A 23,547-nucleotide genomic window follows, 5' to 3' on the forward strand; every position below is an offset into this window, starting at 1 on the left:
CAGTTATGCAATCCGATCAACCGGCAGGGGGAGAAAACCCCACAGTCACCGATCAGTTCGCGGGATCACAGGAGCAACCGCAGGTTCTGATCTGCGATCCGATCGCAGAAGCAGGGCTCGAACAACTCAGAGAGTCGTGTGCTGTCACCGTTCGGACCGACGCATCGTCGGACGAACTACACCAGGTAATCGACCAGTACGATGCGATGGTCGTTCGAAGCGGAACCGACGTCTCGGCATCGCTTATCGATGCGGCGAGGAACCTCAAGATCGTCGGACGAGCAGGTGTCGGCGTCGACAACATCGATATCGAGGCGGCAACCGACGCAGGCGTCATCGTCGCGAACGCACCCGAAGCGAACACGGTCGCAGCGGCAGAGCACGCGCTTACGCTCTTGCTGGCGAGTGCACGAAACGTTTCGCAAGCGGATAGCGACCTCTCAGAGGGAGACTGGAACAAATCGGAGTACGTCGGAACGGAGATCCGAGGAAAGACGCTCGGTGTCGTCGGGTTCGGTCGAATCGGCAGCGAAGTCGCGAGACGCGCGAACGCACTCGGCATGGACATCGTCGCGTACGATCCGTTCGTCGGCCCGGAACCCGTCGAAAGCGTCGGTGGTGAGCTCTGTTCGTTCGACGACGTCGTCGAACGAGCGGACTTCATAACGGTTCACACGCCACACACCGACGAAACCCACCATCTGCTCGGTGCGTCGGAGTTCGAAGCGATGAAAGAGACGACACACGTCGTAAACGCCTCTCGCGGTGGCGTCATCGACGAAGACGCACTGGCGGCAGCCGTCGAATCGGGCGAAATCGGCGGGGCAGCGATCGACGTATTCGAACGGGAGCCCCCCGATCCGGATAATCCCCTCGTGCAGTCAGACGACGTACTCACGACACCCCATCTCGGTGCGTCGACGACGGAAGCCCAGCGGGGGGTCGCGACGACGATCGCAGATCAGGTGCTCGCCGTGTTGAACGGCGAGATGGCGTCGACCGCACTGAACGCCCCGTCACTCGAATCCGAGCACATCCGGCCGTACGTCGATCTCTCGGAGAAACTGGGGCAGGTGCTCACCCAGATCGTCGACGAACGCGTCGAGGAACTCGAGATCGCGTACAGCGGGGAGGTCGCCGATGCAGACACTGAGCCGATCACTAGGGCCGTTCAGACCGGCTATCTGTCGCCAATCCTCGGCAGACAGGTAAACATCGTCAACGCCTCGCGGCTCATGGAGAAACGGAACGTCCAGGTCGTCGAACAGTCGACGAACGTCGACTACGATTTCACTTCCCTGATAAAAATCACGGGCCGGACCGGAAACGGCGACGAGCAGGTCGTCGCCGGGACCGTCTTCGGAGAGTCGACGCCGACGCTCGTTCGGATCGGACAGCATCGCGTCGACGTTCCCCTCGAGTCACACATGCTCCTGTTTAAAGGGAGCGACGAGCCAGGCGTTATCGGCCACGTCGGATCGATCCTCAGCCAGCACAGTATCAACATCGCCGGCATGTACAACAGCCGGGAGACGATCGGTGGTCAAGCGATCATGGTGATCGTAATCGACACGGAGCCCACACCGGAAACGTACGAGGATCTGCTAGATATCGACGAGATTCACGCCGTCGACGAAGTACAGCTGTAGCCGATCGGATCGGACGATCAAGGCTCTCACTCGAGGCGGTTTACCCTCGTGTGGTTTCCTGTCCGTCAGCGCCGACACAACCACGAGCCGTAGGGCGGGTGTGCCGGAAGATCGAGACAGCAATCCGTCTCAGCCGTCGGCCCGACCCACCAGCGCCACCGCCGCCTCCTGTGCTCGCTCGAGTACCGCCGACTCCTCGAGTGTGAGAACGTCACGGTCGCGCATGAGCACCTGCCCGTCGCAGACGGTGTGTCTGACGTCCGACGCCGCGGCCGCGTAGACGAGGTGGCTCACGAGATCGTGACGTGGCGTCAGGTGTGGCGACTCGAGGTCGATCACGGCGAGGTCGGCGGGTGCGCCCTCCTCGAGTTGGCCGGAGTCGAGTCCGAGCGCGTCGGCGCTTCCCTGCGTCATCATCCGAACGACGGTCTCGGCGGTGACCGCGGTCGCATCGTCGGCGGCGAGTTTGCCGAGCATCGCCGCGTCACGAGCCTCGTCTAACATCGAGAGGTCGTTGTTCGACGCCGCACCGTCGGTTCCCAGCCCGACGGTCACGCCCGCATCCAGGAGCTTCTGGACGGGGGCCATTCCGCTCGCTAGCTTCATGTTCGAGGCCGGGCAGTGGATCACGCTCGCGTCGGTCTCGGCTAACAACTCGATCTCGCGCTCGTCGACGTGGACGCCGTGGGCGATGAAGTCCTCGGGCTCGAGCAGCCCCTTCTCTGTGGCATACTCGAGCGGGCGGACGCCGTGTTCGTCGACGATCGGCTCGACCTCGTTTACCGTCTCGTTCGCGTGGAAGTGGATCGGGACGCCGGCCTCGCGAGCTTTGGGAACGAACTCGTCGAGGTACGCCTCGCTCACGGTCGTCAGCGAGTGGGGCTGGAACGTCGTGTTGATCCGGCCGTCCGCCCTCCCGTCGAGTTTCCGAGCGATCTCGAGGCTCTCTTCCATGTCGGCGCGTGCCCCCTCGTCGTCTTTCCCGACGGTGATCGCGGTAAAGCCGAGCAGCGCTCGAACGCCCGCTTGGTCGACGACGTCGGCGATCTCCTCGACCTCGAAGTACATGTCCGAAAACGCCGTCGTCCCTGACTTGATCATCTCGAGGACGCCGAGTTCGGCACCGATACGGATGTCCTCAGCGGTGAGTTCGGCCTCGACGGGCCAGATGTCCTCGCGGAGCCAGGAATCGAGGGGTTTGTCGTCGGCGTGTCCTCGCAAGAGCGTCATCGCGACGTGAGAGTGGCCGTTGACGAATCCGGGCGTCACGAGCGCGTTCGACGCGTCGAGGGTCTCCTCGCCGGAGAGGTCGTCCCCGATCGCGACGATCTCGCCGGTATCCTGGTCGACAAGCACGTCGGCACGCGTTACTGTCGCGTCCGGGCCCAACACCCGTCCGCCGGTGATCGAGAGCGTCGTCATCGCGTAGCCGTTCTCGAGCGGGAAGCCTTATACTGTCGGTCGACTGTCGACGGATCGTCAGAGCGGGCGGTGACGGCCGAAGTAGAGCGACCAGTCTTCAAATAGTTCTGTCCGACGGTATAATAGGTCTCCCCACGGAACACGGCTGTATGCCGAACGAGGAAGAAGCCGCCGACGCCTTCGGCGTCCTCGCGGACCCGACGCGCATCGCGATCCTCCGGGCGTTCGCGGAGGCGCTCGATCGGGTCGAACTCGGCACCGACGAACCGATGCCGGTGCTCTCCTTTTCCGACGTCTACGAGCGAGTCGACATCGACTCGACGTCACAGCTGTCCTACCACCTAGAGAAACTCGACGGGACGTACCTCCGCCACACCGAGGAGGGGTGGCAGTTCACGTTCGCGGGCGAATCCATCGTCCGACTCTTCCTGTCGGGGGCGTACGCCGGGGACGTAGCGTTCGAGCCGGTCGACGTCGACGGGCAGTGTCCGTTCTGTGACGCCGATGCGCTCAGGGTGACCGTCGACGACCTCGCCTTGCTTCGCGAGTGTGGCGACTGTGGCCGGCGGATGGACGGGATGCAGGTGACGCCGGCACAGATCCGAGACCGCGATCCGGAGTCGTTGTTGGCGAGTGCGAACGCGAGCAGAATGGCGCTGTTCTGGCAGTTTCGCGAGAACGTCTGTGACGAGTGTGGCGGGGCCGTCGACCTGGAGTTTCAGGACAGATCTGACGACAGCGTCCTCGAGTGGTCCGTCCGCGGGCGCTGTCGCCAGTGCTGGCGGGTCGTCCACGGACCGCCGTCGATCTGGCTCGCGACTCACCCCGCGTCGATGGGATTTCACTGGGACAACGGGGTCGACGTCCGAACGCTCGAATTCCGCGACCTGATGGGACGACTCGAGTCCGGCGACTGGCAGAGCGAGCGCGTTGGGGAAGGCGAGTACGAGATAACGTACCGCGTCGACGAGGCGGAGCTCCGACTCACGGCCGACGACGACCTGTCGGTGCTCCGGGCCGAACGCGTCCGACGCGATTCGGTGCCCGACGCCTGATCGTATCACGTTCCCGACTCAACGATCGTTGAGCGATCACCGGTGGATCGGTCGGTGGATCGGACGTCGCCGTCGAACTCCGCCGAAACTACTCAACGATCGTTTTGAACGCGACCGAACACGTGTCTATTCTTTGATAACACTTACGTGCTCGTCCGGCGGAGGTCGCCACGATTGCACATGCCGGTGACGACCGAACGTCGACCAAATGTATCGAGACGGGGACAACTGGCGGCTGCTGGTGGCGTCCCGGGCCTGCACTACAGGGTCGGACCCAGTGGCATAGGTCGGTTCGACCCGACAGTCGACGCCTGGGAGGGTACTTGGATCTGTAACCAGGACCGGCGGCGATCACGGGAGGTGGTGGACGGTGAGTGAATACTCGGACGAAACGGCGGGAAGCGGCGGGGAGTTCGCCACCTCGAGACTCCTCGGTCGGTGGCTCGTCCTGCTCGTGACGCCGGTGGCCCTCGGCGCTGTGTTGTGGATCCACCCCCACGGCGGCGAAAACATGTACGAGTCGCTCGCGCCAGTGGCCGACACCTGGTATTACATCCACGTCGTGTTGTTGCCCCTGTTCGGACTGCTCGGTATCAGCCTCTACGTCCTGCTGAACGGATACAGCGGGCCAGTTGCGACGATCGGCCGGATCGGTGCCGCGATCTATCTCGTATTCTACCTCGGGTTCGAAGCGATCGCCGGAATCGCGACCGGGATTCTGATCAGGGAGACACAGACGCTCCCGGCCGAACAACAGGACGGCGTCGCGACGGCCGTCGACGCGATGGTCACCGATCCGATCGTCGGCGGCGCGGCCCTGATCGGCACCGCCGGGTCGCTCGTCGCGGTCGTCGCGATCGGCATCTGTTACCGGCGTTCCGGCGCACCGCTCGTTCCCCTGTTCGGTCTCGTCGGCGTCCCCATCACGGCCGTCGCACACGGGGGCGGGATCGCCGACGTCTTCGGGATGGCGCTGTTTCTGGCGAGCGTCGTCTGGCTCGAGTTCGGCTGGCGACGGATCGACGAACGGCCGACGCCGCAGGCGGCGTGAGTTTCGGAGCGAATCAGGTAATTCCGTCTGCTCGAGTCGGATACCGTCGAGAGCGCGGAGCTACCGGAACATCCAGGAAACGAACTCGCCCGTACAGATCGTCGAACTGCTGGGGCCGGAATCTTCCGAAAAGCTGATCGTGTGATCCTGTCCGCGGCTGGTACAGGACTTCGTCAGCGTCCAGGCGTGGGTCCTGTCTTCGCCCTCCTCGATGATGTAGATCGTCTGGTCGCCGTGTTCCCAGCCGTCGACGGTCGTCGTAACGTTCTCGCCGGGCTCGACGGTGACCTCGTGGCTGTTGACGCCGTCGTCGACGAGCGTTACGTTCCGGTCGTAGTTCGGCCAGACGAGATCCGCGAAACTCACCAGCCGTTGGTCGCCGTCTTCGGTCGTCACCTCGAAGTTGAGATAGCCCGCCTCGTCCATGTCCTCGACGGTGTAGGCGGTGACGTGGTACTCGACGTCGTCTTCGTTCTCGATCGTCAGGATCGGTTCGGGCGTCCCCGTCGCGGCACCGATTCCGATCACCACTGCGAAGAGGGCGACGACGCTCAGGAGGGCGATGAGGCGGCGGCTGACCATACGACCGATTGGTCGGTCACCGATAAAAGCGCATTCGTTCCGGCTGGGAGACACGAACCGGGTTTGGGCCGGCCTCGAGACCGATCGTCCAACTCGGCTCCCACGCATCAGAGTGGTTCCCCCGACGCGGCGGAACCGATCGGTAGACTAACGTGTGCGTGAGCGACACGTTCAACCGAGAGCCGATGCCCTCCACCAGACGACAGCTTCTCGCTGGCGCGGGAGTCGCCCTCGTCGGCGGCGTTGGAGCCGCGAGCGCCACTCTGGAGAGCACCGACGGCGAGCACTCCGCCGCGGAGACGGAATCTGCCACGGCCGCCCTCGAGTGGCCGATGTACCAGTACGACCCCGCGGGAACCGGCTACAATCCCGACGCGTCGGGGCCGACCGACGGCGTCAGCGTCGCCTGGAGCCACGAGTCGACGGAGTGGTTCCGCGGGGCCGCACCGCCGATCCGGCTCGGAGACACCCTCTACGCCGTCGGCGAGGGCCTGCTCGCCCTCGAGGCCGATACCGGCGAGCGTCGGTTCGCCCATCGCGGTCCCTACACCTCGAGTCCGGCGCGCGTCGACCCGTCGGTCTACCGGACGCCCACGCTCGCCGTGACGTCGACGGCCGGCATCTTCGGCCTCGGTACCGGCGGGATCCAGCTTCCAGGACTCGGACGCTGGCTCGACGGCAGGCGGTGGGACGGACCCGGCCACGGCACCCGGCCGGCGTCGATCGAGCACAGACCCTCGGTCGACCCCGTCGCAGTCGACGGAACGATCTACGCGCCGGTAGCCGGCACGAACGATCTGGTCGCGCTGAACGCCAACGACGGGACGGAGCGCTGGCGCGTCACCCACAGGGAAGACACCGTCTACAGCGTCTCCTACAGCCGCCCCGCGATCCGCGGTGATACTCTCTACGTCGCCAACTGGCCCCACCAGGTGACCGCGTACGACCGCGAGGACGGGACGGTGCGCTGGCAACGCGAACGCGACGACCAGATGCAACTGTGCTCGGTCCCGACCGACGAGGGCGTCGTCGTCACCTCCCGCAACGGCGTTGCGCTCCTCGACCTCGAGGACGGAGAGACGATCTGGTACCGCGACCTCGAGGGGAACGCGGTCGGGGGGACGGCGGCCGTCGCCGACGGAACGATCTACGCGAGCGACGGCCGCGAGACGTTCTACGCGCTGTCTCTCGAGACGGGCGAGGAACTGTGGTCGGCGCCGTTCGAGCGAGAAACCGAACCCGTCGTCGCCGACGGAATGGTGTACGCCGTCGAGATGGATCGCACGCTGGTCGGCTTCGACGCGACGACGGGCGACGAGCGCATTCGCTTCGAACCCTCACAGGTACCACTGTCGCCTCCGATCGTCGGCGACGGGACCCTCTACGCGGTCAACAGACGTCGGATTATCGCGCTCGAAGACGAGTAACCCTTATTCCATCCAGTCGGAGCCCTCATACGGTCTGCTGTCCGTCAGTACCGCCGAACCGGGACCCGTCTTCCGGGTGCGTCGGTAGACAGGTACAGCAATCCGTATCACACAGACTCGACGTCGTTCTCGAGGACCGATACTGGAACGGAGCGTCCAAAGCGCGCTCACGACGTCTTATTCTGATTCGTTAGCAGTAGATATAAGTCGATATAGGACAGAATTTAGGGCGAAAGCCACTCACTACGCGTCGCGAGGGGCACGCGCCGAAATGCCCCGGTGAAAGCGAACCCGAGACGCGGCGCCCAAATCCCCATCGCGGGATTTGCAAGCATGATTTCGTGTATTCTACCGGGAGACAAACGTCCCGCACGACCGGCGCATCGTACCCCTCGAGCGTCGACGCCGCCGGAACTCGACGTAGCGACAGCTGGACACGCAACCGACGGCGGCCGGCGTCACGATCACGTCCGTCCGCGGGGGAACAGATGAGCGACGGCGTCAGGAGATCGGTGGTCGAAGATCGACCCGACCCCGAGGAGAGGTCGCTCTCTCCGTGTCCCGTCTGTGGAACACCCATCGTCCGGCGAACGATCGTCGGCCCGACCGAGGCCGTCGCGGATCCCTGTGGCTGTCGCGTCGCCCCCAAACTCCCCGACTCGAGGTCGGAGTCGTCGGATCCGGAATAAGCGCCGACTCGGGTGGTGTGCCAGGATCGCCGGCCCAACTTCCGTTCGGACGCCTATCGGCCGGTTCCGACGAGTGGTTCGTCCGACGTCGGTCGCACCCAGGGGCCAGCACGCAGGCGGATACGGTCGGATTTCTGTTCATTATCACCGTCTCGGCTCGCATCGCCAGTAGCCGGATCGCTCGACGGCGGCGTACCCGTTCGCCTCGAGTACCCCCTTCGTTTCCCCTGGAACGTCGCCATCGATCGCCGCGTCGTGGGTCTCGACGAACAGGACTGGACGGAAGCGCTCGAGGACGCCTCGAGCGCCGCGGAGGACTGCAGGGGCCGTTCCCTCGACGTCGATTTTGATCGCGTCCGGCACGGGACAGTCCGGCGTCTCGAGGTCGACGTGTTCCTCCGGGGCCGTCCCGGAGCCGAGGACCAGCGTGTCGAGCGTCCGGGTCGGGACTCGTCGCACGTCGATCACCGATCCGCCCCAGCGGGTCGCACTCGCCCGGTCGAACGCCGAGAGTTCGGGGTTCGATGAGCGATAGAACGGGCGGTCGCCGTCCTCGTTGCCGATCCCGATCGGGTAGACGTCGATCCGGTCCTCGAGAGAGTTTAGGCGAACGTTTGCCCGGAGGCGAGCGACGACGGGCGGGGACGGTTCGAACGCGACCACCCGTCGGTCCGGCGTTCCACTCGCGAGCGCGAGCGCGTAGATTCCGACGTGTGCACCGACGTCGAAGACGACCGCGTCGGGGCCGCAGACATCGTCTAGCTCGGCGAGCATCTCGTCCGTTCCGTGGCGGTTGATCGGCTCGAGACAGCGAACGCTCCCGGCTGGCGTCCGGTTTCGTCTCGAGATCAGCCGGCGTTCGTAGTTCACGGCCGCGATTCGGTGGTATACCCGCCTCCCGAGGCACTCGGCGGCGGTACGCGTCCGTCGAATCGTCTCGATCACGCCGTCGGTCACGGTCGTTCCGTGCCACGACGTGGCTGCAGTTGTACGTTCGGCCGCGCCGCGACGCCCGAGAACGGGACCAACGACTACGGCGTCGGGCGACGTCACCTCGAGTGATGACTGCCCGAGCCGTCGAATGGATCGTCGACGCCGCGATCGCGGACGACGAACGCGGCCGTCGCAGCTGCCCCGGCAGTGTCGAAACGCCCTTGGCCGGTGGCGATCACGAGCGCTCGAGGCGTCGTCGAGTACCGCATCCGACCGAGGCGAGGAACAGTCGGCGGATTTATCCTCCGGATCGTCGAACGGACGTACATGAACGGCGCCGGAGACGATACTGACGGCGACGAGAGGGAAGCGGGCGGCCGTGGCGGCTTCGACGACGACCGCTCCGAGGCGGAAACCGAATGGGACACGGAACACGCCACTCGAGACGGCGAACGGGACGAGAGACGACGGATCACGGTCGATCTCGCCGATTCGAACGCCGACACAGATGCCGAGCCCACCTCGAGTCCGCCGCCATCGACGCCGGATCCGGACGACCGCGATCCGGACAGCGGGCCGGACCCAGGGCCGAACGCGGTGAGAAACTGGGCCGTGCTCCTGCTTGGACTGGCTGTCGTCTCGTTCGTCACGGCCGCGGTGACCGTCTCGACGGGCGATGACGTTCTCCCGGTGATCGGTGCGATCGTCGTCGGCGTCACGTTCGCCGCGATCGCGGTCGTCTCCGTCCAGCGCGCCCCCTGGCTGCTCGAGTGGCTCGACGCGGCCTGGATCGAACACCGCCGATACGTCTGGTTCTCGACGGGGCTGTTCGCGTTCGGAATCGTCCTCGGTTTCCTGCTCTTGCTCGCGGGGGTCAATCTGTTCGAACTCGTCCTCGAACTGCTCGAAGAGGAACTGTTTCCGGAACTCGAGGACGAGGAGTTCGAGTTGACGGCGAGCTTTTTCATCGTGAACAACAGCCAGCCGTTCTTGCTGTCGATCGTCGGCGCGCTCTCGGTGGGCGTGCTCACTGCAGCCATCATGCTGTTCAACGGAATCATCGTCGGGAACGTCGTCGGCGCGCTCGTCGGCGAGACCGGTATTGATTACGTCATCGTGGGGCTCGTCCCACACGGCGTCTTCGAACTCGCTGCGCTGTTTATCGCGGCCGGCGTCGGGTTCCGTCTGCTCTATCGGTTCGCCGAACGGATCATCGGCTATCGCGACGCCTTCCTGACGAAGCCGTACCTGCTTCGGACGACCGCGTTGGTCGTCTTCGCCTGGCTCATGCTCGTCCTCGCGGCGTTCGTCGAAGCCTACATCACCCCCGAACTGCTCGAGATGCTGTTCGCCGAACGGCTCGAGGGTCTCGAGGACGACGCACAGACTCCGTGAGCGGCGTCCCACTCCGTCCCTCGTACGGACCGCTGTACCGATCTGCCGATGCGACCGCAGAGCGGGTCGCGGTCCCAGCAAAACTGACGGACGAGAGACCGTATCGATAGGCAATGGCGTCGACCGCCGCGTTGAATACCGTTCGCGTTCGAGCACCCGTATGCGACTGTTCGTCAGCGTCGACCTCCCGGACGACCTCGCGGAACCGGTCGCCGACCTCCAGGCCGAGTTCGCGGACGCGTCGGGGCTGAATTTCGTCGACCCCGAACAGGCCCACGTCACGCTGAAATTCCTCGGCGAGGTCGACGAGGATCGGCTTCCGGCACTCACCGACGAACTCGAGAAAGCCGTCGACGACAGCGGCGTCGACCCCTTTACCGTCCGCTACGGCGGGCTGGGCGTCTTTCCGAGTCTCGAGTACATCAGCGTCGTCTGGCTCGGCGTCGACTCCGGCGGCGAGGGGCTCACGAGGCTCCACGAGTCGATCGAGGATCGGACGACGGCGATGGGGTTCGATCCGGAGGACCACGAGTTTACCCCCCACGTCACGCTCGCGCGGATGGAACACGCCGGCGGGAAAGAGCTGGTCCAGGACGTCGTCCGAGCGTCGGAGGACGCGGACGGCGAGGAGTTCGCGGTCGGCAAGACGCGGGTAGAGGAGGTTCGACTGACCGAGAGCACCCTCACGAACGACGGCCCGGTGTACTCGACGGTGGAGTCGATCCCGCTCGAGTAACGGTGGCTACTCGGAAGCCGCCGGGCGTGGCGTTCAATGGACAAGATTTTAAGCCAGCGTGGGCTACCTGTGGCTACTATGGGTAAGAAATCGAAGGGCAAGAAAAAGCGTCTTGCCAAACTCGAGAATCAGAACAGCCGCGTTCCGGTCTGGGTCATGATGAAAACGGACATGAACGTCACCCGAAACCCGAAGCGACGCAACTGGCGGCGCAACGACACTGACGAGTAACGATGAGTGCAAGTGATTTCGAGGAACGAGTCGTTACCGTTCCACTGCGCGACGTCAAGAAGGGACCGAACCACGAGGCCGCCGACTACGCGATGCGTCTGATCCGCGAACACCTCGCAAAGCAGTTCGCGGTCGACGAGGACGCGATCCGTCTCGACCCCTCGATCAACGAGGAAGTCTGGTCGCAGGGCCGGTCGAACCCGCCACGGAAGCTCCGCGTTCGCGCGGCTCGCTTCGACGAGGCGGGTGAGGCCGTCGTCGAGGCCGAGGTCGCCGAGTAAACTTGCAGCGTCTCGCCTTCGCCGGGTCGGCGTACGTCGGCGTCTTCGCCCGCGCGACCGACTCGTGCGTACTCGTTCGACACGACGTCGACGACGACATCGCCGAAACCCTCTCCGAGGAACTCGAGGTGCCCACGATCCGCACGACGATCGGCGGCTCCTCGACCGTCGGTGCCCTTGCGACGGGTAACGAGAACGGCCTGCTCGTCAGTTCGCGCGTTCTCGAGTACGAGCGCGAACGGTTAGCGGATGAACTCGACGTGCCCGTCGCCGAACTGCCGGGAAAAATCAACGCCGCCGGTAACGTCGTCCTCGCGAACGACTACGGCGCGTACGTCCACCCCGACCTCCCTCGAGAGACGCTCAAAATCGTCGAGGACACCCTCGGCGTACCCGTCGAGCGTGGCGACCTCGCCGGCGTGCGGACGGTCGGCACCGCCGCCGTCGCGACGAACTCGGGCGTGCTCTGTCACCCGAAGGCGACCGACGAGGAACTCGATTACCTCGAGGAGGCACTCGACGTCCGGGCGGACGTCGGCACCGTCAACTACGGCGCGCCCCTCGTCGGATCGGGGCTGGTCGCCAACGAATCCGGCTACGTCGTCGGCGAGGATACCACCGGACCGGAGCTGGGCCGGATCGAAGACGCGCTTGGCTATCTCGAGTAACTACTCGAGCATCGATTCTCCGTTTTCACTGCCGTACGGGCTGATTCACCGGCTCACTCGTCCGACAGCTCCCGACGATACTTCTATTCGGCCGTCGTAACTCAAAACTGAGTTTGATTCTTCTGAACATATTTACATTATGGCCCCGAATCAGTTCTGATGGCAGTACTCTCCGCGTTCCGCGACGGTGTATCGGTCCTCCAGCGAAATCCAGTGATCCTCGCCGTCGGGTTGGCGATGATGGCGATCAGTCAGGCGTCGTCGCTCGGTGATTTCACTGACTCGTTCGCGCTGATCGCCCTCTTCAGTCTGGTCGGGTTCGGAATCTGGCTTTTCGTCTGGCCGTTTTTCCTCGCCGGCATCCTCGGGATGGCCCTCGAGGGACTCGAGGGGGCAACGACGCTCGATCGGTTCCTCGAGGTCGGAAAGCAACGGTACGTCTCGATGCTCGGAGCACAGCTTCTGTTCATCGGGCTGATGATCGCCCTGTTTATCGCCGCGTTCTTCGTGTCCGCTATCGCGACGATCGCGTTCGGGATCGGGTTCGCCGCCATGGAGTTCGACGCCGGGGCGGGGCTCCCGGTCGGAATCGGGATCTTCGCGCTCGTCGGGCTCGCGGTCTTTCTGGTGTTTTTCGTCGTCTTCATGTTCCTGCAGTTTTTCGACGCGGCGATCGTCGTCGAGGGTGAGCGCGCGTTCGACTCGTTCGGCCGGAGCATCGGCGTCGTCCGGTCGAACCTGCTGAGCGTCGTCGGCTACACCCTCCTCTGGGGAACGGTGAACGTCGCGATGTTCACGCCGGTGTACGTAACCGAGTTCGCGGTGGCCCAACCGGGACTCCAACTCGAGGTGAGCGAGACGGTCCTTCGGGCGGGGGCGATCGGCCTCACCGTCGTCGTCGGCGGACTGGTACAGGCGTATCTCTACAGCGTCCACGCCGCCTACTACACGCGATTGCTTCCCGAGCCCGCTCCACAGGAGCGGGCAGACGACGGAGCTCGGTTGTAGCCTCGAGTCACGCTGGCCAGTCGCTGAGGTCGTCGAGAACCAACCCTCGACGGCGACCGCCCTACACCCCGAGAAACCGGAGGAAGAGGCCGACGAGGACGAGGACCACCCCGATCGTCGACCCGACCAGCGGCGGCAGGACCGGAATCGGAATGACGATCAGGAGGATGCCGACGGCGATGACTTTCGTGGACGTTCTCACGCTCGATCTCTCCACGTCCACGGATAAAACGCCGCGGGGTGGGCGAGCGACCGTCGGGACAGACGACGACTCGAGTCGCCATCGAACACTCGATTCCGGCCGACTCGAGGGAATCGAAATTCTGGCGGACACCAGAACACAGTGGCGACGGCCGCGGCGAGGCACAGTCCTTAAGCAGTTCTCACCGCTATTGGGAGTCGATGCACGTCATCGGAACGGTGGGTCTGCCCGGAAGCGGGAAGGGCGAGGCCGCCACCGTCGCACGCGAGGAGGGAATCCCGGTGGTGACGATGGGCGACGTCGTCCGCCAGGAGACCGCGGATCGCGGGCTCGATCCCGCGAAAGACCACGGCACCGTCGCACAGGCGCTTCGCGAGGAGAACGGCCCGGCGGCGATCGCCGAGCGGTCGCTTCCGATGATCGAAGATCGCCTCGAGCGCCACGAGGCGGTGCTGGTCGACGGCATTCGCTCGGACGTCGAGGTCGACGCCTTCGAAGAGCGCTTCGAGGAGGCCTTCACACTCGTCAGCATCGAGGCCCCCTTCGACGTTCGCCGAGAGCGTATCGATACACGGGGGCGGGACGCCGGTGAAGCCGACGGTGGCGAGGGACTGGCCGCCCGCGACGAGCGCGAGCGTGGCTTCGGGATGGACGACGCGATGGATCGCGCGGATGTCGTCGTCGAGAACACCGACACGCTCGAGGCGTTTCACGAGCGGATTCGGTCGATCATTCGCGAAGGGGCAATGAACGACGCCGACGACGAACCCACGGAGGTGCGCCGGCCGTGACGGACGTCTACCGCGTCGACGTCGAGATCACCGCGCCCGTCTACGACACGGAGGTCACAAGCCGCGTCGCCGACGCGATCACGAATATCTTCCCGAACGCCGAACTCGAGGAGAGCTTCGGCGAGATCAGGGCAGAAACCCACTCGATGGATCACTTCTCCGATCTGCTCCACCGCCAGGAGATCCTCGACACCGCCCGCGGTGAGTTCTTCTCGAATCGCGATGGGAACGTCTTCTCGTTCGCGTTGAAAAAACAGGCGGCCTTCGAGGATCGCGTCAACTTCTCGGTCGGCGAACCCGACGAACTCGGCGAGATCAGCGTTCGCGTCCGCGTCGAGGAGCCGACGCTCGAGGAGTACGTCGACCACGTCGCGCCGCCGACCGAGGACGGACGCCCGCTCGAGGGATGAGGGCGGCGGTATCGTCGATTACGCCGTTTCGTACGGTCTACTGTGATGGGGGACCAGTAACCACTCACCCAGTAACGAGGGTGGGGGCCGACAGCGTTTGTTCGCCGGGGGGAGAATCAAACACATGAGCGGCGACGAACGGGATCCTGGTCGTGACCGAGCCCACGGCGAGTACCAGGACCTGATCGACGCGATGAACGACACGGCGTGGGTTCTCGCTCCCGATGGACGAATCGAAGCCGTAAACGAGTCGGCCGTCCAGACGCTCGGATACTCACGAGAGACGTTGCTCTCGATGCAGATTCACGAGATCGACGACGGACTGGAGCCAGACGAGATCACGGAACTCATCGAGAACATGCCCACTGACGGGCACCAGGTGTTCGAGACCGTCCACGAAGCCAACGACGGGACGACCATCCCCGTCGAAATCAGTTCGAGTCTCGTCTCCTACCACGGTGAGACGCGTATCTTGAGTATCGCTCGAGACATCACCGAACGCAAGCGGTACGAGGAGGAGTTGGAACGACAACGGGACGATCTCGAACTGCTCAACGAAGTCCTCCGTCACGACATTCGAAACGATCTCGCGGTTATCGGCGGTGCCGCGGAGTCGCTTCGAGAACAGCTCGGCGACGAGTCGAATCCGGATCTGACGACGATACAGGAAAAGGCCGGACACGCGATCGGCCTCACGACGACTGCGCGTGATCTGGCGAGGGTGATGCTCCAAACCGAGGTCGACGATCAACGCGTTCCCCTCGCACGAACGATCGTCCAGCAAGTAGCGGAGACTCGTTCGGGATATCCGGACGCAGACGTGACGATCGAAGGAGAGCTTCCGGCGGTACAGGTCAATGCCGACGAGTTGCTGGAGGCCGTGTTTCGAAATCTCTTACAGAATGCGATCCAGCACAACGACACGGACACGCCGAACGTGACCGTGCGCGCGGAAACGCTCGAGGATCGAGTGGCGGTCCGGATCGCGGACAACGGACCAGGGGTACCGGACTCCCAGAAGTCGGCGATTTTCGGGAGGGGCGAGAAAGGGCTTGCAAGCGCCGGGAGCGGAATCGGATTGTACCTCGTGCAGACGCTGGTGGACCGCTACGGTGGCACGGTTCGGATCGAAGACAACGATCCCGACGGGTCGGTTTTCGTCGTCGAGTTACCAATCACCGGATAACGCAGGCTCGAGGAGGCGTCGTCCGGAGCCACCTGAGACGGTTCACTGCCCGCTAGGTCCGACACACGCACGACCCTGGGGCGGGTGCGCCGGCAGGTCGGGACAACGAGACGTGACCGTCGAAAGAAAACTGGCCCGACGGTCAGAACGGGCCCATTCCGCCCATACCGCCGCCACCGCCGCCTTGCTGTTGCATCTGTTGCATCATCCGCTGCATCTCCTGGTCCGAGCCCATTCCCTGGAACTGCTTGATGGTCCGTTCCATCATCTTGTACTGCTGGAGGAGTTCCCGGACCTCGTCCTCGCTGGTGCCCGATCCGCGGGCGATGCGTTCGATCTGGCTCGCACCGATGGCCTTGGGGTACTCCTTTTCGGCGTCGGTCATCGAGTCCATGATGACGCTGAACGTGTGCATCCGCTCCTGGGTGACGTCCATCGCGTCGTCGGGAAGCTGGTCTTTGATCCCGCCGCCGAAACCGGGGATCATGTCCATCACCTGATCCAGCGGCCCCATGTTGTTCATCGCCTCCATCTGTTTTTGCATGTCGTTTAAGGTGAACTGGCCCTGGAGCATGTCCTCGGGGTCCCAGTCTTCCTCTTCGATGTCGGTCTCGGCCATCGCACGCTCGACGCGTTCGGCGAGTTGACCGAGGTCGCCCATACCGAGCAGCCGGGAGATGAAGCCGTCGGGTTCGAAGCGCTCGACGTCCTGGACCTCCTCGCCGGTCCCGAGGAACGCGATCGAGGAGTCGGTCTGGTCGACGGCCGTCAGCGCACCACCACCTTTCGCCGTCCCGTCTAACTTCGTGATGACGACGCCGTCGATGCCGATCGACTCGTCGAACTGCTGGGCCTGCTCCTTTGCACCCTGTCCGATCGCGGCGTCGAGTACGAGCAGGGAGGTGTCGGGGTCGGCGACGCCTTCGATCTGTTCGATCTCGTCGATCAAGTCGTCTTCCAGCGCGTGACGGCCGGCCGTGTCCACGATGTGGACGTCGGCCTCGCTGGTCTCCTCGAGTCCCTTCCGAGCGATTTCGACGGGATCTTCGCTGTCCGGGTTGCCGTAGTAGTCGACCTCAGCGCGGCCAGCCATCTCTTGGGCCTGCTCGTAGGCACCGGGACGGAACGTGTCGGTCTGGATGACCGCCGGGCGCAGGCCCTTCGTCGAGAACCACCAAGCCATCTTCGCGGCGGAGGTGGTCTTCCCGGATCCCTGGAGGCCTGCAAGGAGGATCGTCTGCTCTTCGAGTGGTAACTCCGTCGACTCACCGATGAGGTCGACCAGTTCCTCGTAGACGATCCGGAGGACGAAATCGCGCGCCGGCGTTCCGGCGGGCGGTTCCTCCTCGAGCGACCGCGCTTCGATGTTGTCCGAGAGCTCCATCACGAGCGAGACGTCGACGTCGGCCGACAGCAAGGAGCGCTGGATCTCCTTGACGATCTCCTCGATGTCCTCCTCGCTCAGTCGTGACTTCCCGCGGAGTTTGTCGAGGGTGCCCCGCAGAGAGCTTCCGAGATCGTCGAGTACCATTTGCTACCCGTAGGAGGCGACATCGTTAAAGGCTTTTTCTCGGGCGGGACGCTGACAGATGGTGGTCGCGTTCGTTCGGCTCCCACGCCGGCAGGGCCGCTGTCGGTGGATATTCATCCCGGCGACGAGAAAGAAGTCGTATGACCGCAGACTCCAACGCGGACGTCGATCCCGACGCGTACGACGCGCTCGCCGACGCCGAGGTTACGATGCGCCGGAACGATCACGGACTCCACATCGCCGACGACGAGGTGACAGGCGTCTCGAGCCAGGGCCAGACGCCCGAGGAGGCGCTTTCGAATCTCGCCGCGGCAGTCGAATCCTACCTGGAAGCGACCGACGACGATCCGGGCGACGACTGGCTCTAAGAGCCGTTCTGGCAACGAACCGGTTCGATCGATCTGCCGTCCGTTCGGACGGTTTGCTGTCCCGATGTCCCGGCGAAACCGCAACCCGGATAGCAGTTGCGCCGGAAAAAACGTACAGCAGACCGTATCAATCAGCCACCAGAGTGGTTATACCGCCTTGAGACACACAGCAACCATGACCGTCCAGCGTGATCGCGTCGAAACCGTGTTGCGGGCGATCGTCCACGAACTCAGAGTCGAGCGAGTCACCTTCATGGCCGGGAGCATCGCCTACAACGCCTTTCTCTCGCTGTTACCGCTCCTCCTATTGTTGCTCGCGGTCATCGGCTCCGTGGGGAACCAGAGTCTCGAGGATGGACTGGTCTCGATCACTCGAGCGGCGTTGACTCCCGGTGCGGCGGACGTACTCGTCGCGGAACTCCAGACGACGCCGCCCGCCGCCTCGACGCTGGGTATCGTCGCTCTCGTCTGGGGAGCGTTGCGGATATTCAGAAGTCTCGACATGGCCTTCTCGGACATCTACGAGTCCCAGGCACGGAACACGTTGCTCAACCAGGTACACGACGCGGTCGTCGTGTTGATCTCGGTGACGGCGGTCGTCGCCGCCGTCGTCGCCATCGAATCCGTCGCACCCGGTGGGTTCGGCCGCTCCGGTGGCCCCGTGGGCTGGCTCGGACAGCGGCTCTTCCTCGTCGTCGCCGTCGGCGTCGCGCTGGTCCCGATGTACTACCTGTTTCCCGACGAGGAGGATATGGCACTCATCGAGGCGCTTCCGGGCGTCGCCATCACCGCCGTCGGACTCGTCGCCGCGGAGTCGCTGTTTCAACTGTACGTCCAGTACAGTTCGGCGAGCGCCCAGAACAGCCTGCTCGCCGGGATCATCGTCCTGATGACGTGGCTGTACGTCAGCGGACTTCTCATCCTCGTCGGCGCAGCCGTCAACGCCGTGCTCTCGAACCGAAGCGAGGACGTCTCGATCCGCCCCGTCCTGGGCGGCATCCCGCTCGAGGAAGACGTTGCGGAACCGACGACCAGCGGCGAACCCGCCGATCCAATCCGGGCGATCGACGACCTTCGCGAGCGCCTCCCAACGGCAACCGACGTCGAAGTCGTCGTCGATGGGGAGTCCGTGCGGATCTCCCCGCCGGATCGGATCGATACCGACCGACGGAAGACGGTGATTCCGTTCGTCGACGACACCGTCAGTATCGGTCTGCACTGGAACGTGCGGGACAGTGAATCCGATCCAGAGGCCGCCGATCGACGGAAGTGAAATAAAGGAAATAGACACGTTAGTAGTACAAAGTGTTTATTTGGTACGCATTAAACGCCTAGACGTCCCCTCCATGAATTTCGACCTTGACGGCGGCAAGCTGTTGTACGCGCTGGGCGTCGTCTTCGCGCTCGTCGCGCTCCTGTATTTCGTCCAGGACGTGGTGTTCGGGCTCTCGATTACGGTACGAGCCGTCCTGCTGTTTGCCCTGTTCGCCGGCTTCTTCGTCGGCGGCGTTGCCATCGACCGAGGTGCCCTCGACGTGGTGTCGTTCGCGCTCGCGGCGATCAGCTACGCGGTGTTCATCGGGTACGTCGTCAGCCGGTACGACCCCGGCGAGACGGGAATCTTCCTGGCGCTTACCGCCTCGGCGGCGCTGTTCGTCGGACTGGGCTACGCCGTCCGCGAACGCGGGATTTCGGTCAGCGTTCGTACCGCCGGCATCGTCGTCGTCGCGTTGCTCTGTCTCAGTCTCGTCCTCGTCGGCGCTGACGTCCTCGGCGGCGGCGTCACCTACGAAACCAGCCTCGAGGAGTCCGTCACCGTAACTGCCCCCGAGGACGTCTCGACGGACCGGGACGGAACCCCTGTGGAGGTCTCCGTCGGGACGGCTACCGCCACCAACGGATTCGTCTTCGCGCGCCCGCTCGAGCACCCCGCGATCTACGGCTGTATGGCCGGAACGGATGACATCCTCGAGGACGAAGTCCCCATCAGATACGAGCCCTCGAGCTATCGACATCCGGACGCGATCGGCGGCAACGCCGAACACAGCGCCGAACTCACGGCACGCGTTCTCCTCGACGACGACGTCGACGAGACGACGCTTTCGGTCGAACGCGACGACGACGTCGACGACTGCGACGTGACCCGGTCGGAGCCGACGCTCGTCGTCGTGGTGGACGAAGGCGAGTGAGACGCGGACATCTTGAACGCGTGAAACGGACAGAAACGCGGTGTCGTCGGATCGCTACCGGTTCCACGGACCGTAGTCGGGATCGATCAGCCGGCGGCGGCGATCGATCGAGTCGAGTAGCTCGAGATCGTCGTCGTCGAGGTCGATCTCGCGGGCCGCGAGGTTCTGTTCCATGTGTTCGCGGCTGCTGGCCTTCGGGACGACGGCGACGGGATCGTGCGAGAGCAGCCACGCGAGCGAGATCTGTGCCGGCGAGGCGTCGTGTTTCTCGGCGACCTCCCGGATTTCGGGGATATCGAACACCTCTCCCCGGGCCAGCGGCGAGTAGGCGACGAGCCAGTGATCGTGCTCGCGGGCGTAGGCGACCAGCTCCTCCTGGGGGAGCAGCGGATGCATCTCGACCTGGTGGGCAAAGATCGGAGCCTCGAGGATCTCGCGGGCCTCCTCGAGCAGTTCCGGCGTGAAATTCGAGAGGCCGACGTTGCGGATCTTGCCGGCCTCGTAGGCATCGTCGAACGCCGACAGAATCGTCTCGTGATCGTAGATCCCCGTCGGCCAGTGAACGTAACAGAGGTCGACGGCGTCGACGCCCAGTCGCTCGAGGCAGCCGTCGATCGCTTCGGGAACCTGCTCCGGGTCGGGCGGAACGTCGTGGTGGACGGTCTTCGTCGAGAGGAAGACGTCCTCGCGGTCGACGTCGCTCGAACGGAGCCCCTGACCGACGTACTCCTCGTTTTCGTACACCTGCGCCGTGTCGATATGTCGGTAGCCGACCTCGAGGGCCGTCCTGACGTTGTCGGTCCACTGCTCGCGGTCGTCGTCGGAGTACGTCCCGAGGCCGATTCGGGGGAACGAGTCTCGAGGCATGAATCCGACCTTGTCGATACTCTGGAATGGTTCTTCCGGTCGCGACACAGACGGGTTTTCGGACCGACTCGAGAGTAACTCGCCTACCGGAGATTGCAGGTTTCACCGGGTTACTCGACTGTTGGAAAGAGATTCGCTCGTCATACGAATTACTGTCGCGATGGACCGGTGAGACCGCCATCCGGGTCGCGGTCTCACCGGAACTGATCTACAGTAAACCGTATCAGGAGTCGACAGCACCCGTCGCTACCTCGCCGTCGTTCGCCAGCCACTCCGTCAGACTCCCCTCGTAGAAGGCGACGTTCTCGTAGCCAAGCGCCCGGAGCACGACGTAGGTGTGGCTGATCCGGCGCGCGGTGTTACAGTAGAGAACGATCTCGCGGTCGGGCGTGATCCCGTACTCCGCGAGCAGGTCTTCGAGGTCGTCTTCGGGTTGCAGCCGTCGCGTCTCGTCGTCGACGACCTCGCGCCAGTCGAAGCGGACCGCACCGGGCAGGCGGGCCTCCTCGAACTCGTGAGCCTCGCGCGTGTCGACGAACAGCGCGTCGCGATCGAGTGCGTCTTCGACGGCCTCGAGGTCGACGAGTGGACTGTCGTCGGGCTCGAGTGGGGCGGGTTCGTACTCCGTCGGCTCGAACTCCGGTTCGGCGGTCGTCGTCTCGTACTCGCGGTTCCAGGCGCTGTAGTCGCCGTCGAGGAGACGAACGTCGTCGTGGCCGTACTCCAGGGCGGTGAGGACGAACCGGGCGGCGAAGACGCCGTGGGTGTCGTCGTAGGCAACGATCGTGTCCGTCGGTTCGATCCCGGCGTCCGAGAGCAGACCGGCGAACGCATCGGAGCCGGGAAGCGCTCCGCGGTCGACGTCCGACTCGTCGCGGTAGCTATCGAACGGGACGTTGATCGCGCCCGGAACGTGGCCGATCCCCTCGTACTCCCACGGGTCGCGAACGTCGACGGGGCGGACGGTCGGCTCCTCGAGTCGCGATGCCAGCCAGTCGGGCGAGACGACAACGGATTCGTCCATCGGTCGTATCGACGCCTCGGAGCACCGATAACCCACTGCTCCCGGCACGTCTCCCCTGGGTACCGAGGTCGTGGCAATCGTTTCCGGATTCAGCCGATACTCCGTGGTCGTTTCACGGGTCATACGACGGGGGTGCTCGCGCCCAGGGGGCAACGGCCACCTGCGGGACGTCCGTAGTCGGTCGTCGTTCGAGGTAGCGGCAACCATCACCGAGACGGTCGACCTGTGACCGAATTGTCCGGTTCGAGTGCCACTATGACCCTGGCGGGCGTGGACTCGAGTATGGCAACAGAATACGCCAACGACGTACTCGTCACCGCCGACTGGGTCGACCAGCGCCTCGAGGAGTTCCAGAGCGACGATTCCGACCTCCGGCTGGTCGAGGTCGACGTCGACACGGAAGCCTACGACGAAGAACACGCCCCCGGTGCGGTCGGGTTCAACTGGGAGACCCAGCTCCAGGACCAGACCACCCGTGACGTCCTCTCGAAAGAGGACTTCGAGGAGCTGCTCGGCAGCCACGGCATCAGCGAGGACGACACCGTCGTCCTCTACGGCGACAACTCGAACTGGTTCGCCGCCTACACCTACTGGCAGCTGAAATACTACGGCCACGAGGACGTCTACCTCCTCGACGGCGGCCGCGAGTACTGGCTCGAGAACGACTACCCGACGACCGACGAGGAGCCCGACTTCTCGGCCGTCGAGTACGACGCCGCGGGCCCGCGCGAGAGCATCCGCGCCTATCGCGAAGACGTCGAAAACGCCATCGAACGCGGCGTTCCCCTCGTCGACGTCCGCTCGCCCGAGGAGTTCAGTGGCGAGATCCTCGCGCCACCGGGACTGCAGGAGACCGCCCAGCGCGGCGGCCACATCCCCGGCGCGACGAACATCTCGTGGGCCGCCGTCACGAACGACGACGGCTCCTTCAAGAGCCGTGAGGAACTCGAGGAGCTGTACGCCGAGGAGGACATCGACGGCGACGAGACCACCGTCGCCTACTGCCGCATCGGCGAGCGCTCCTCGGTCGCGTGGTTCGCCCTGCACGAACTGCTCGGCTACGAGGACGCCGTCAACTACGACGGCTCCTGGACCGAGTGGGGTAACCTCGTGAACGCACCGATCGAAAAAGGCGAGTAAGCGAAACGTAGTCGAACTAATCGTTTGATTTTTCGGCGAGAAACCGTCCGTATCCGCTGCTACCTGTAGGCCAACCAAATCGACGCCTGCGAGGGTGCCAACGTGAGGCGTGCACGCTACTGGAACACAGATATCTGTACTCGAAGAAAGATATATGCACTTCTCGTGCATAGGTCGAGTATGACCGACGCCGCCGAGCCGCCCAGGAGCGCGGCGACGGACTGGTCGAACGATCGGACAACCTTCCAGCGGGTGTACGACATGCTCGTCGGGACCACCGATTCCGCCGCCGCACAACAATTCGCCGAGTGGGCAGACTGTTCTGAAAACGGTGCGCGGCAAGCCCTCGAGCAACTCGTGGAGATGGGAATCGCGACACGAACTGACACCCGTCCTGCGACCTACCGGCGCAACCCCTCCTATTTCAGGTGGAAACGCATCGAACGTCTCGCAGACGACCACGACGTGAGCGAGCTTCGAGCCCGCCTCGAGGAGTTACTCGAGGACGATCAGGAGTTGCAGGAGAAGTACGGTGTCCCGGAGCCGGACGCTGTGGCCGTCGACGACGACGCCGACGCGACGGATCACGAAACGCTTCACGAGCGGTGGGGCGACCTGTCCGAGTGGCGAACGATTCGGCGCGATATTACGCTGCTCCAGCGAGCCGTACAGCGAGCAGAGTCACGAAACGGCGAGCAAGCCCGCGCCTGAT

At 64.3% G+C, this 23,547-nt stretch carries 26 protein-coding genes; 19 read left to right on the top strand and 7 right to left on the bottom strand.

Going from position 1 to position 23,547, the window contains the following annotated elements; genetic code table 11:
- Positions 1-5: 5 nt before the first annotated feature.
- Positions 6-1,649, top strand: a complete 1,644-nt coding sequence (serA, locus tag GRS80_RS19030) for a phosphoglycerate dehydrogenase (RefSeq protein ID WP_160048908.1) — start codon at positions 6-8, stop codon at positions 1,647-1,649.
- A 129-nt stretch (positions 1,650-1,778) separates the two neighbouring features.
- On the opposite strand, the gene GRS80_RS19035 is transcribed toward serA, so the two are convergent.
- Positions 1,779-3,071 (bottom strand): amidohydrolase, encoded by a 1,293-nt coding sequence (locus GRS80_RS19035; protein ID WP_160048909.1) that lies wholly within the window; start codon positions 3,069-3,071, stop codon positions 1,779-1,781.
- Between the two features lie 149 nt (positions 3,072-3,220).
- Between GRS80_RS19035 and GRS80_RS19040 the strand changes: the two genes are divergently transcribed.
- Together GRS80_RS19040 and GRS80_RS19045 are read left to right on the top strand one after the other, a co-directional pair.
- Positions 3,221-4,126 carry a helix-turn-helix domain-containing protein gene (locus tag GRS80_RS19040; protein ID WP_160048910.1) on the top strand — a complete coding sequence of 302 codons (906 nt, stop codon included), beginning with the start codon at positions 3,221-3,223 and terminating at the stop codon, positions 4,124-4,126.
- Between the two features lie 370 nt (positions 4,127-4,496).
- Entirely contained in the window at positions 4,497-5,177 is a 681-nt protein-coding gene (locus GRS80_RS19045) for a hypothetical protein (protein ID WP_343161658.1), read from the top strand.
- A 60-nt stretch (positions 5,178-5,237) separates the two neighbouring features.
- Here GRS80_RS19045 and GRS80_RS19050 read toward each other — a convergent pair whose 3' ends face one another.
- Entirely contained in the window at positions 5,238-5,759 is a 522-nt protein-coding gene (locus GRS80_RS19050) for a hypothetical protein (RefSeq protein ID WP_160048911.1), read from the bottom strand.
- A 185-nt stretch (positions 5,760-5,944) separates the two neighbouring features.
- Between GRS80_RS19050 and GRS80_RS19055 the strand changes: the two genes are divergently transcribed.
- Both GRS80_RS19055 and GRS80_RS19060 read left to right on the top strand, forming a co-directional pair.
- Positions 5,945-7,186 carry a PQQ-binding-like beta-propeller repeat protein gene (locus GRS80_RS19055; protein ID WP_200840427.1) on the top strand — a complete coding sequence of 414 codons (1,242 nt, stop codon included), beginning with the start codon at positions 5,945-5,947 and terminating at the stop codon, positions 7,184-7,186.
- Positions 7,187-7,674: 488 nt separating this feature from the next.
- Positions 7,675-7,875, top strand: a complete 201-nt coding sequence (locus tag GRS80_RS19060; protein WP_160048912.1) for a hypothetical protein — start codon at positions 7,675-7,677, stop codon at positions 7,873-7,875.
- Between the two features lie 144 nt (positions 7,876-8,019).
- On the opposite strand, the gene GRS80_RS19065 is transcribed toward GRS80_RS19060, so the two are convergent.
- A complete protein-coding gene (locus tag GRS80_RS19065) occupies positions 8,020-8,928 on the bottom strand; it encodes an FkbM family methyltransferase (RefSeq protein ID WP_343161659.1) in 909 nt (302 codons plus the stop codon).
- Positions 8,929-9,015: 87 nt separating this feature from the next.
- Between GRS80_RS19065 and GRS80_RS19070 the strand changes: the two genes are divergently transcribed.
- The 6 genes from GRS80_RS19070 (at position 9,016) to GRS80_RS19095 (ending at position 13,127) form a co-directional block, all read left to right on the top strand.
- Positions 9,016-10,203, top strand: coding sequence for a stage II sporulation protein M (locus tag GRS80_RS19070; protein ID WP_343161660.1), 1,188 nt, complete (start codon positions 9,016-9,018; stop codon positions 10,201-10,203).
- Between the two features lie 160 nt (positions 10,204-10,363).
- Positions 10,364-10,939 carry an RNA 2',3'-cyclic phosphodiesterase gene (thpR, locus tag GRS80_RS19075; RefSeq protein WP_160048913.1) on the top strand — a complete coding sequence of 192 codons (576 nt, stop codon included), beginning with the start codon at positions 10,364-10,366 and terminating at the stop codon, positions 10,937-10,939.
- A gap of 78 nt (positions 10,940-11,017) precedes the next feature.
- Positions 11,018-11,170 carry a 50S ribosomal protein L39e gene (locus GRS80_RS19080; protein ID WP_149079569.1) on the top strand — a complete coding sequence of 51 codons (153 nt, stop codon included), beginning with the start codon at positions 11,018-11,020 and terminating at the stop codon, positions 11,168-11,170.
- Between the two features lie 2 nt (positions 11,171-11,172).
- Positions 11,173-11,451, top strand: coding sequence for a 50S ribosomal protein L31e (locus GRS80_RS19085; protein WP_160048914.1), 279 nt, complete (start codon positions 11,173-11,175; stop codon positions 11,449-11,451).
- Between the two features lie 2 nt (positions 11,452-11,453).
- On the top strand, positions 11,454-12,119 hold the full coding sequence (locus GRS80_RS19090; RefSeq protein ID WP_160048915.1) for a translation initiation factor IF-6: 666 nt from the start codon (positions 11,454-11,456) through the stop codon (positions 12,117-12,119).
- A gap of 159 nt (positions 12,120-12,278) precedes the next feature.
- Positions 12,279-13,127, top strand: a complete 849-nt coding sequence (locus GRS80_RS19095; protein ID WP_160048916.1) for a hypothetical protein — start codon at positions 12,279-12,281, stop codon at positions 13,125-13,127.
- A gap of 61 nt (positions 13,128-13,188) precedes the next feature.
- On the opposite strand, the gene GRS80_RS19100 is transcribed toward GRS80_RS19095, so the two are convergent.
- A complete protein-coding gene (locus GRS80_RS19100) occupies positions 13,189-13,329 on the bottom strand; it encodes a hypothetical protein (protein ID WP_160048917.1) in 141 nt (46 codons plus the stop codon).
- A 200-nt stretch (positions 13,330-13,529) separates the two neighbouring features.
- Between GRS80_RS19100 and GRS80_RS19105 the strand changes: the two genes are divergently transcribed.
- The 3 genes from GRS80_RS19105 to GRS80_RS19115 all read left to right on the top strand — a co-directional run bounded on the left by GRS80_RS19105 (position 13,530) and on the right by GRS80_RS19115 (position 15,716).
- Positions 13,530-14,120 carry an AAA family ATPase gene (locus GRS80_RS19105; RefSeq protein ID WP_160048918.1) on the top strand — a complete coding sequence of 197 codons (591 nt, stop codon included), beginning with the start codon at positions 13,530-13,532 and terminating at the stop codon, positions 14,118-14,120.
- Positions 14,117-14,530 carry an RNA-binding domain-containing protein gene (locus GRS80_RS19110; RefSeq protein WP_149079565.1) on the top strand — a complete coding sequence of 138 codons (414 nt, stop codon included), beginning with the start codon at positions 14,117-14,119 and terminating at the stop codon, positions 14,528-14,530. The genes GRS80_RS19105 and GRS80_RS19110 overlap by 4 nt, the downstream gene beginning before the upstream one ends.
- 124 nt (positions 14,531-14,654) lie before the next feature.
- Entirely contained in the window at positions 14,655-15,716 is a 1,062-nt protein-coding gene (locus GRS80_RS19115) for a PAS domain-containing sensor histidine kinase (RefSeq protein WP_160048919.1), read from the top strand.
- 142 nt (positions 15,717-15,858) lie between these two features.
- Here the strand turns inward: GRS80_RS19115 and GRS80_RS19120 are convergent, their stop codons facing one another.
- The gene (locus GRS80_RS19120) at positions 15,859-17,247 is read right to left on the bottom strand and encodes a signal recognition particle protein Srp54 (protein WP_160048920.1); all 1,389 of its coding nucleotides are present in this window, start codon (positions 17,245-17,247) and stop codon (positions 15,859-15,861) included.
- A gap of 140 nt (positions 17,248-17,387) precedes the next feature.
- Between GRS80_RS19120 and GRS80_RS19125 the strand changes: the two genes are divergently transcribed.
- From GRS80_RS19125 to GRS80_RS19135, 3 genes are all read left to right on the top strand, one after another.
- The gene (locus GRS80_RS19125; RefSeq protein WP_160048921.1) at positions 17,388-17,615 is read left to right on the top strand and encodes a hypothetical protein; all 228 of its coding nucleotides are present in this window, start codon (positions 17,388-17,390) and stop codon (positions 17,613-17,615) included.
- A 175-nt stretch (positions 17,616-17,790) separates the two neighbouring features.
- Positions 17,791-18,888: a YihY/virulence factor BrkB family protein gene (locus GRS80_RS19130; protein WP_160048922.1), complete on the top strand. Its 1,098-nt coding sequence runs from the start codon at positions 17,791-17,793 to the stop codon at positions 18,886-18,888.
- 73 nt (positions 18,889-18,961) lie between these two features.
- The gene (locus tag GRS80_RS19135) at positions 18,962-19,804 is read left to right on the top strand and encodes a hypothetical protein (protein ID WP_160048923.1); all 843 of its coding nucleotides are present in this window, start codon (positions 18,962-18,964) and stop codon (positions 19,802-19,804) included.
- Between the two features lie 54 nt (positions 19,805-19,858).
- On the opposite strand, the gene GRS80_RS19140 is transcribed toward GRS80_RS19135, so the two are convergent.
- A complete protein-coding gene (locus GRS80_RS19140) occupies positions 19,859-20,671 on the bottom strand; it encodes an aldo/keto reductase (protein WP_160048924.1) in 813 nt (270 codons plus the stop codon).
- A gap of 223 nt (positions 20,672-20,894) precedes the next feature.
- The gene (locus GRS80_RS19145; protein ID WP_160048925.1) at positions 20,895-21,695 is read right to left on the bottom strand and encodes a sulfurtransferase; all 801 of its coding nucleotides are present in this window, start codon (positions 21,693-21,695) and stop codon (positions 20,895-20,897) included.
- 282 nt (positions 21,696-21,977) lie between these two features.
- On the opposite strand from GRS80_RS19145, the gene GRS80_RS19150 reads away from it, so the two are divergent.
- Positions 21,978-22,835: a sulfurtransferase gene (locus tag GRS80_RS19150; protein ID WP_160048926.1), complete on the top strand. Its 858-nt coding sequence runs from the start codon at positions 21,978-21,980 to the stop codon at positions 22,833-22,835.
- A 180-nt stretch (positions 22,836-23,015) separates the two neighbouring features.
- A complete protein-coding gene (locus GRS80_RS19155) occupies positions 23,016-23,546 on the top strand; it encodes a hypothetical protein (RefSeq protein ID WP_160048927.1) in 531 nt (176 codons plus the stop codon).
- The last annotated feature ends 1 nt before the right edge of the window (position 23,547 follow it).

The organism is Natrialba sp. INN-245, from assembly GCF_009807105.1.
Classification (GTDB): domain Archaea; phylum Halobacteriota; class Halobacteria; order Halobacteriales; family Natrialbaceae; genus Natrarchaeobius; species Natrarchaeobius swarupiae.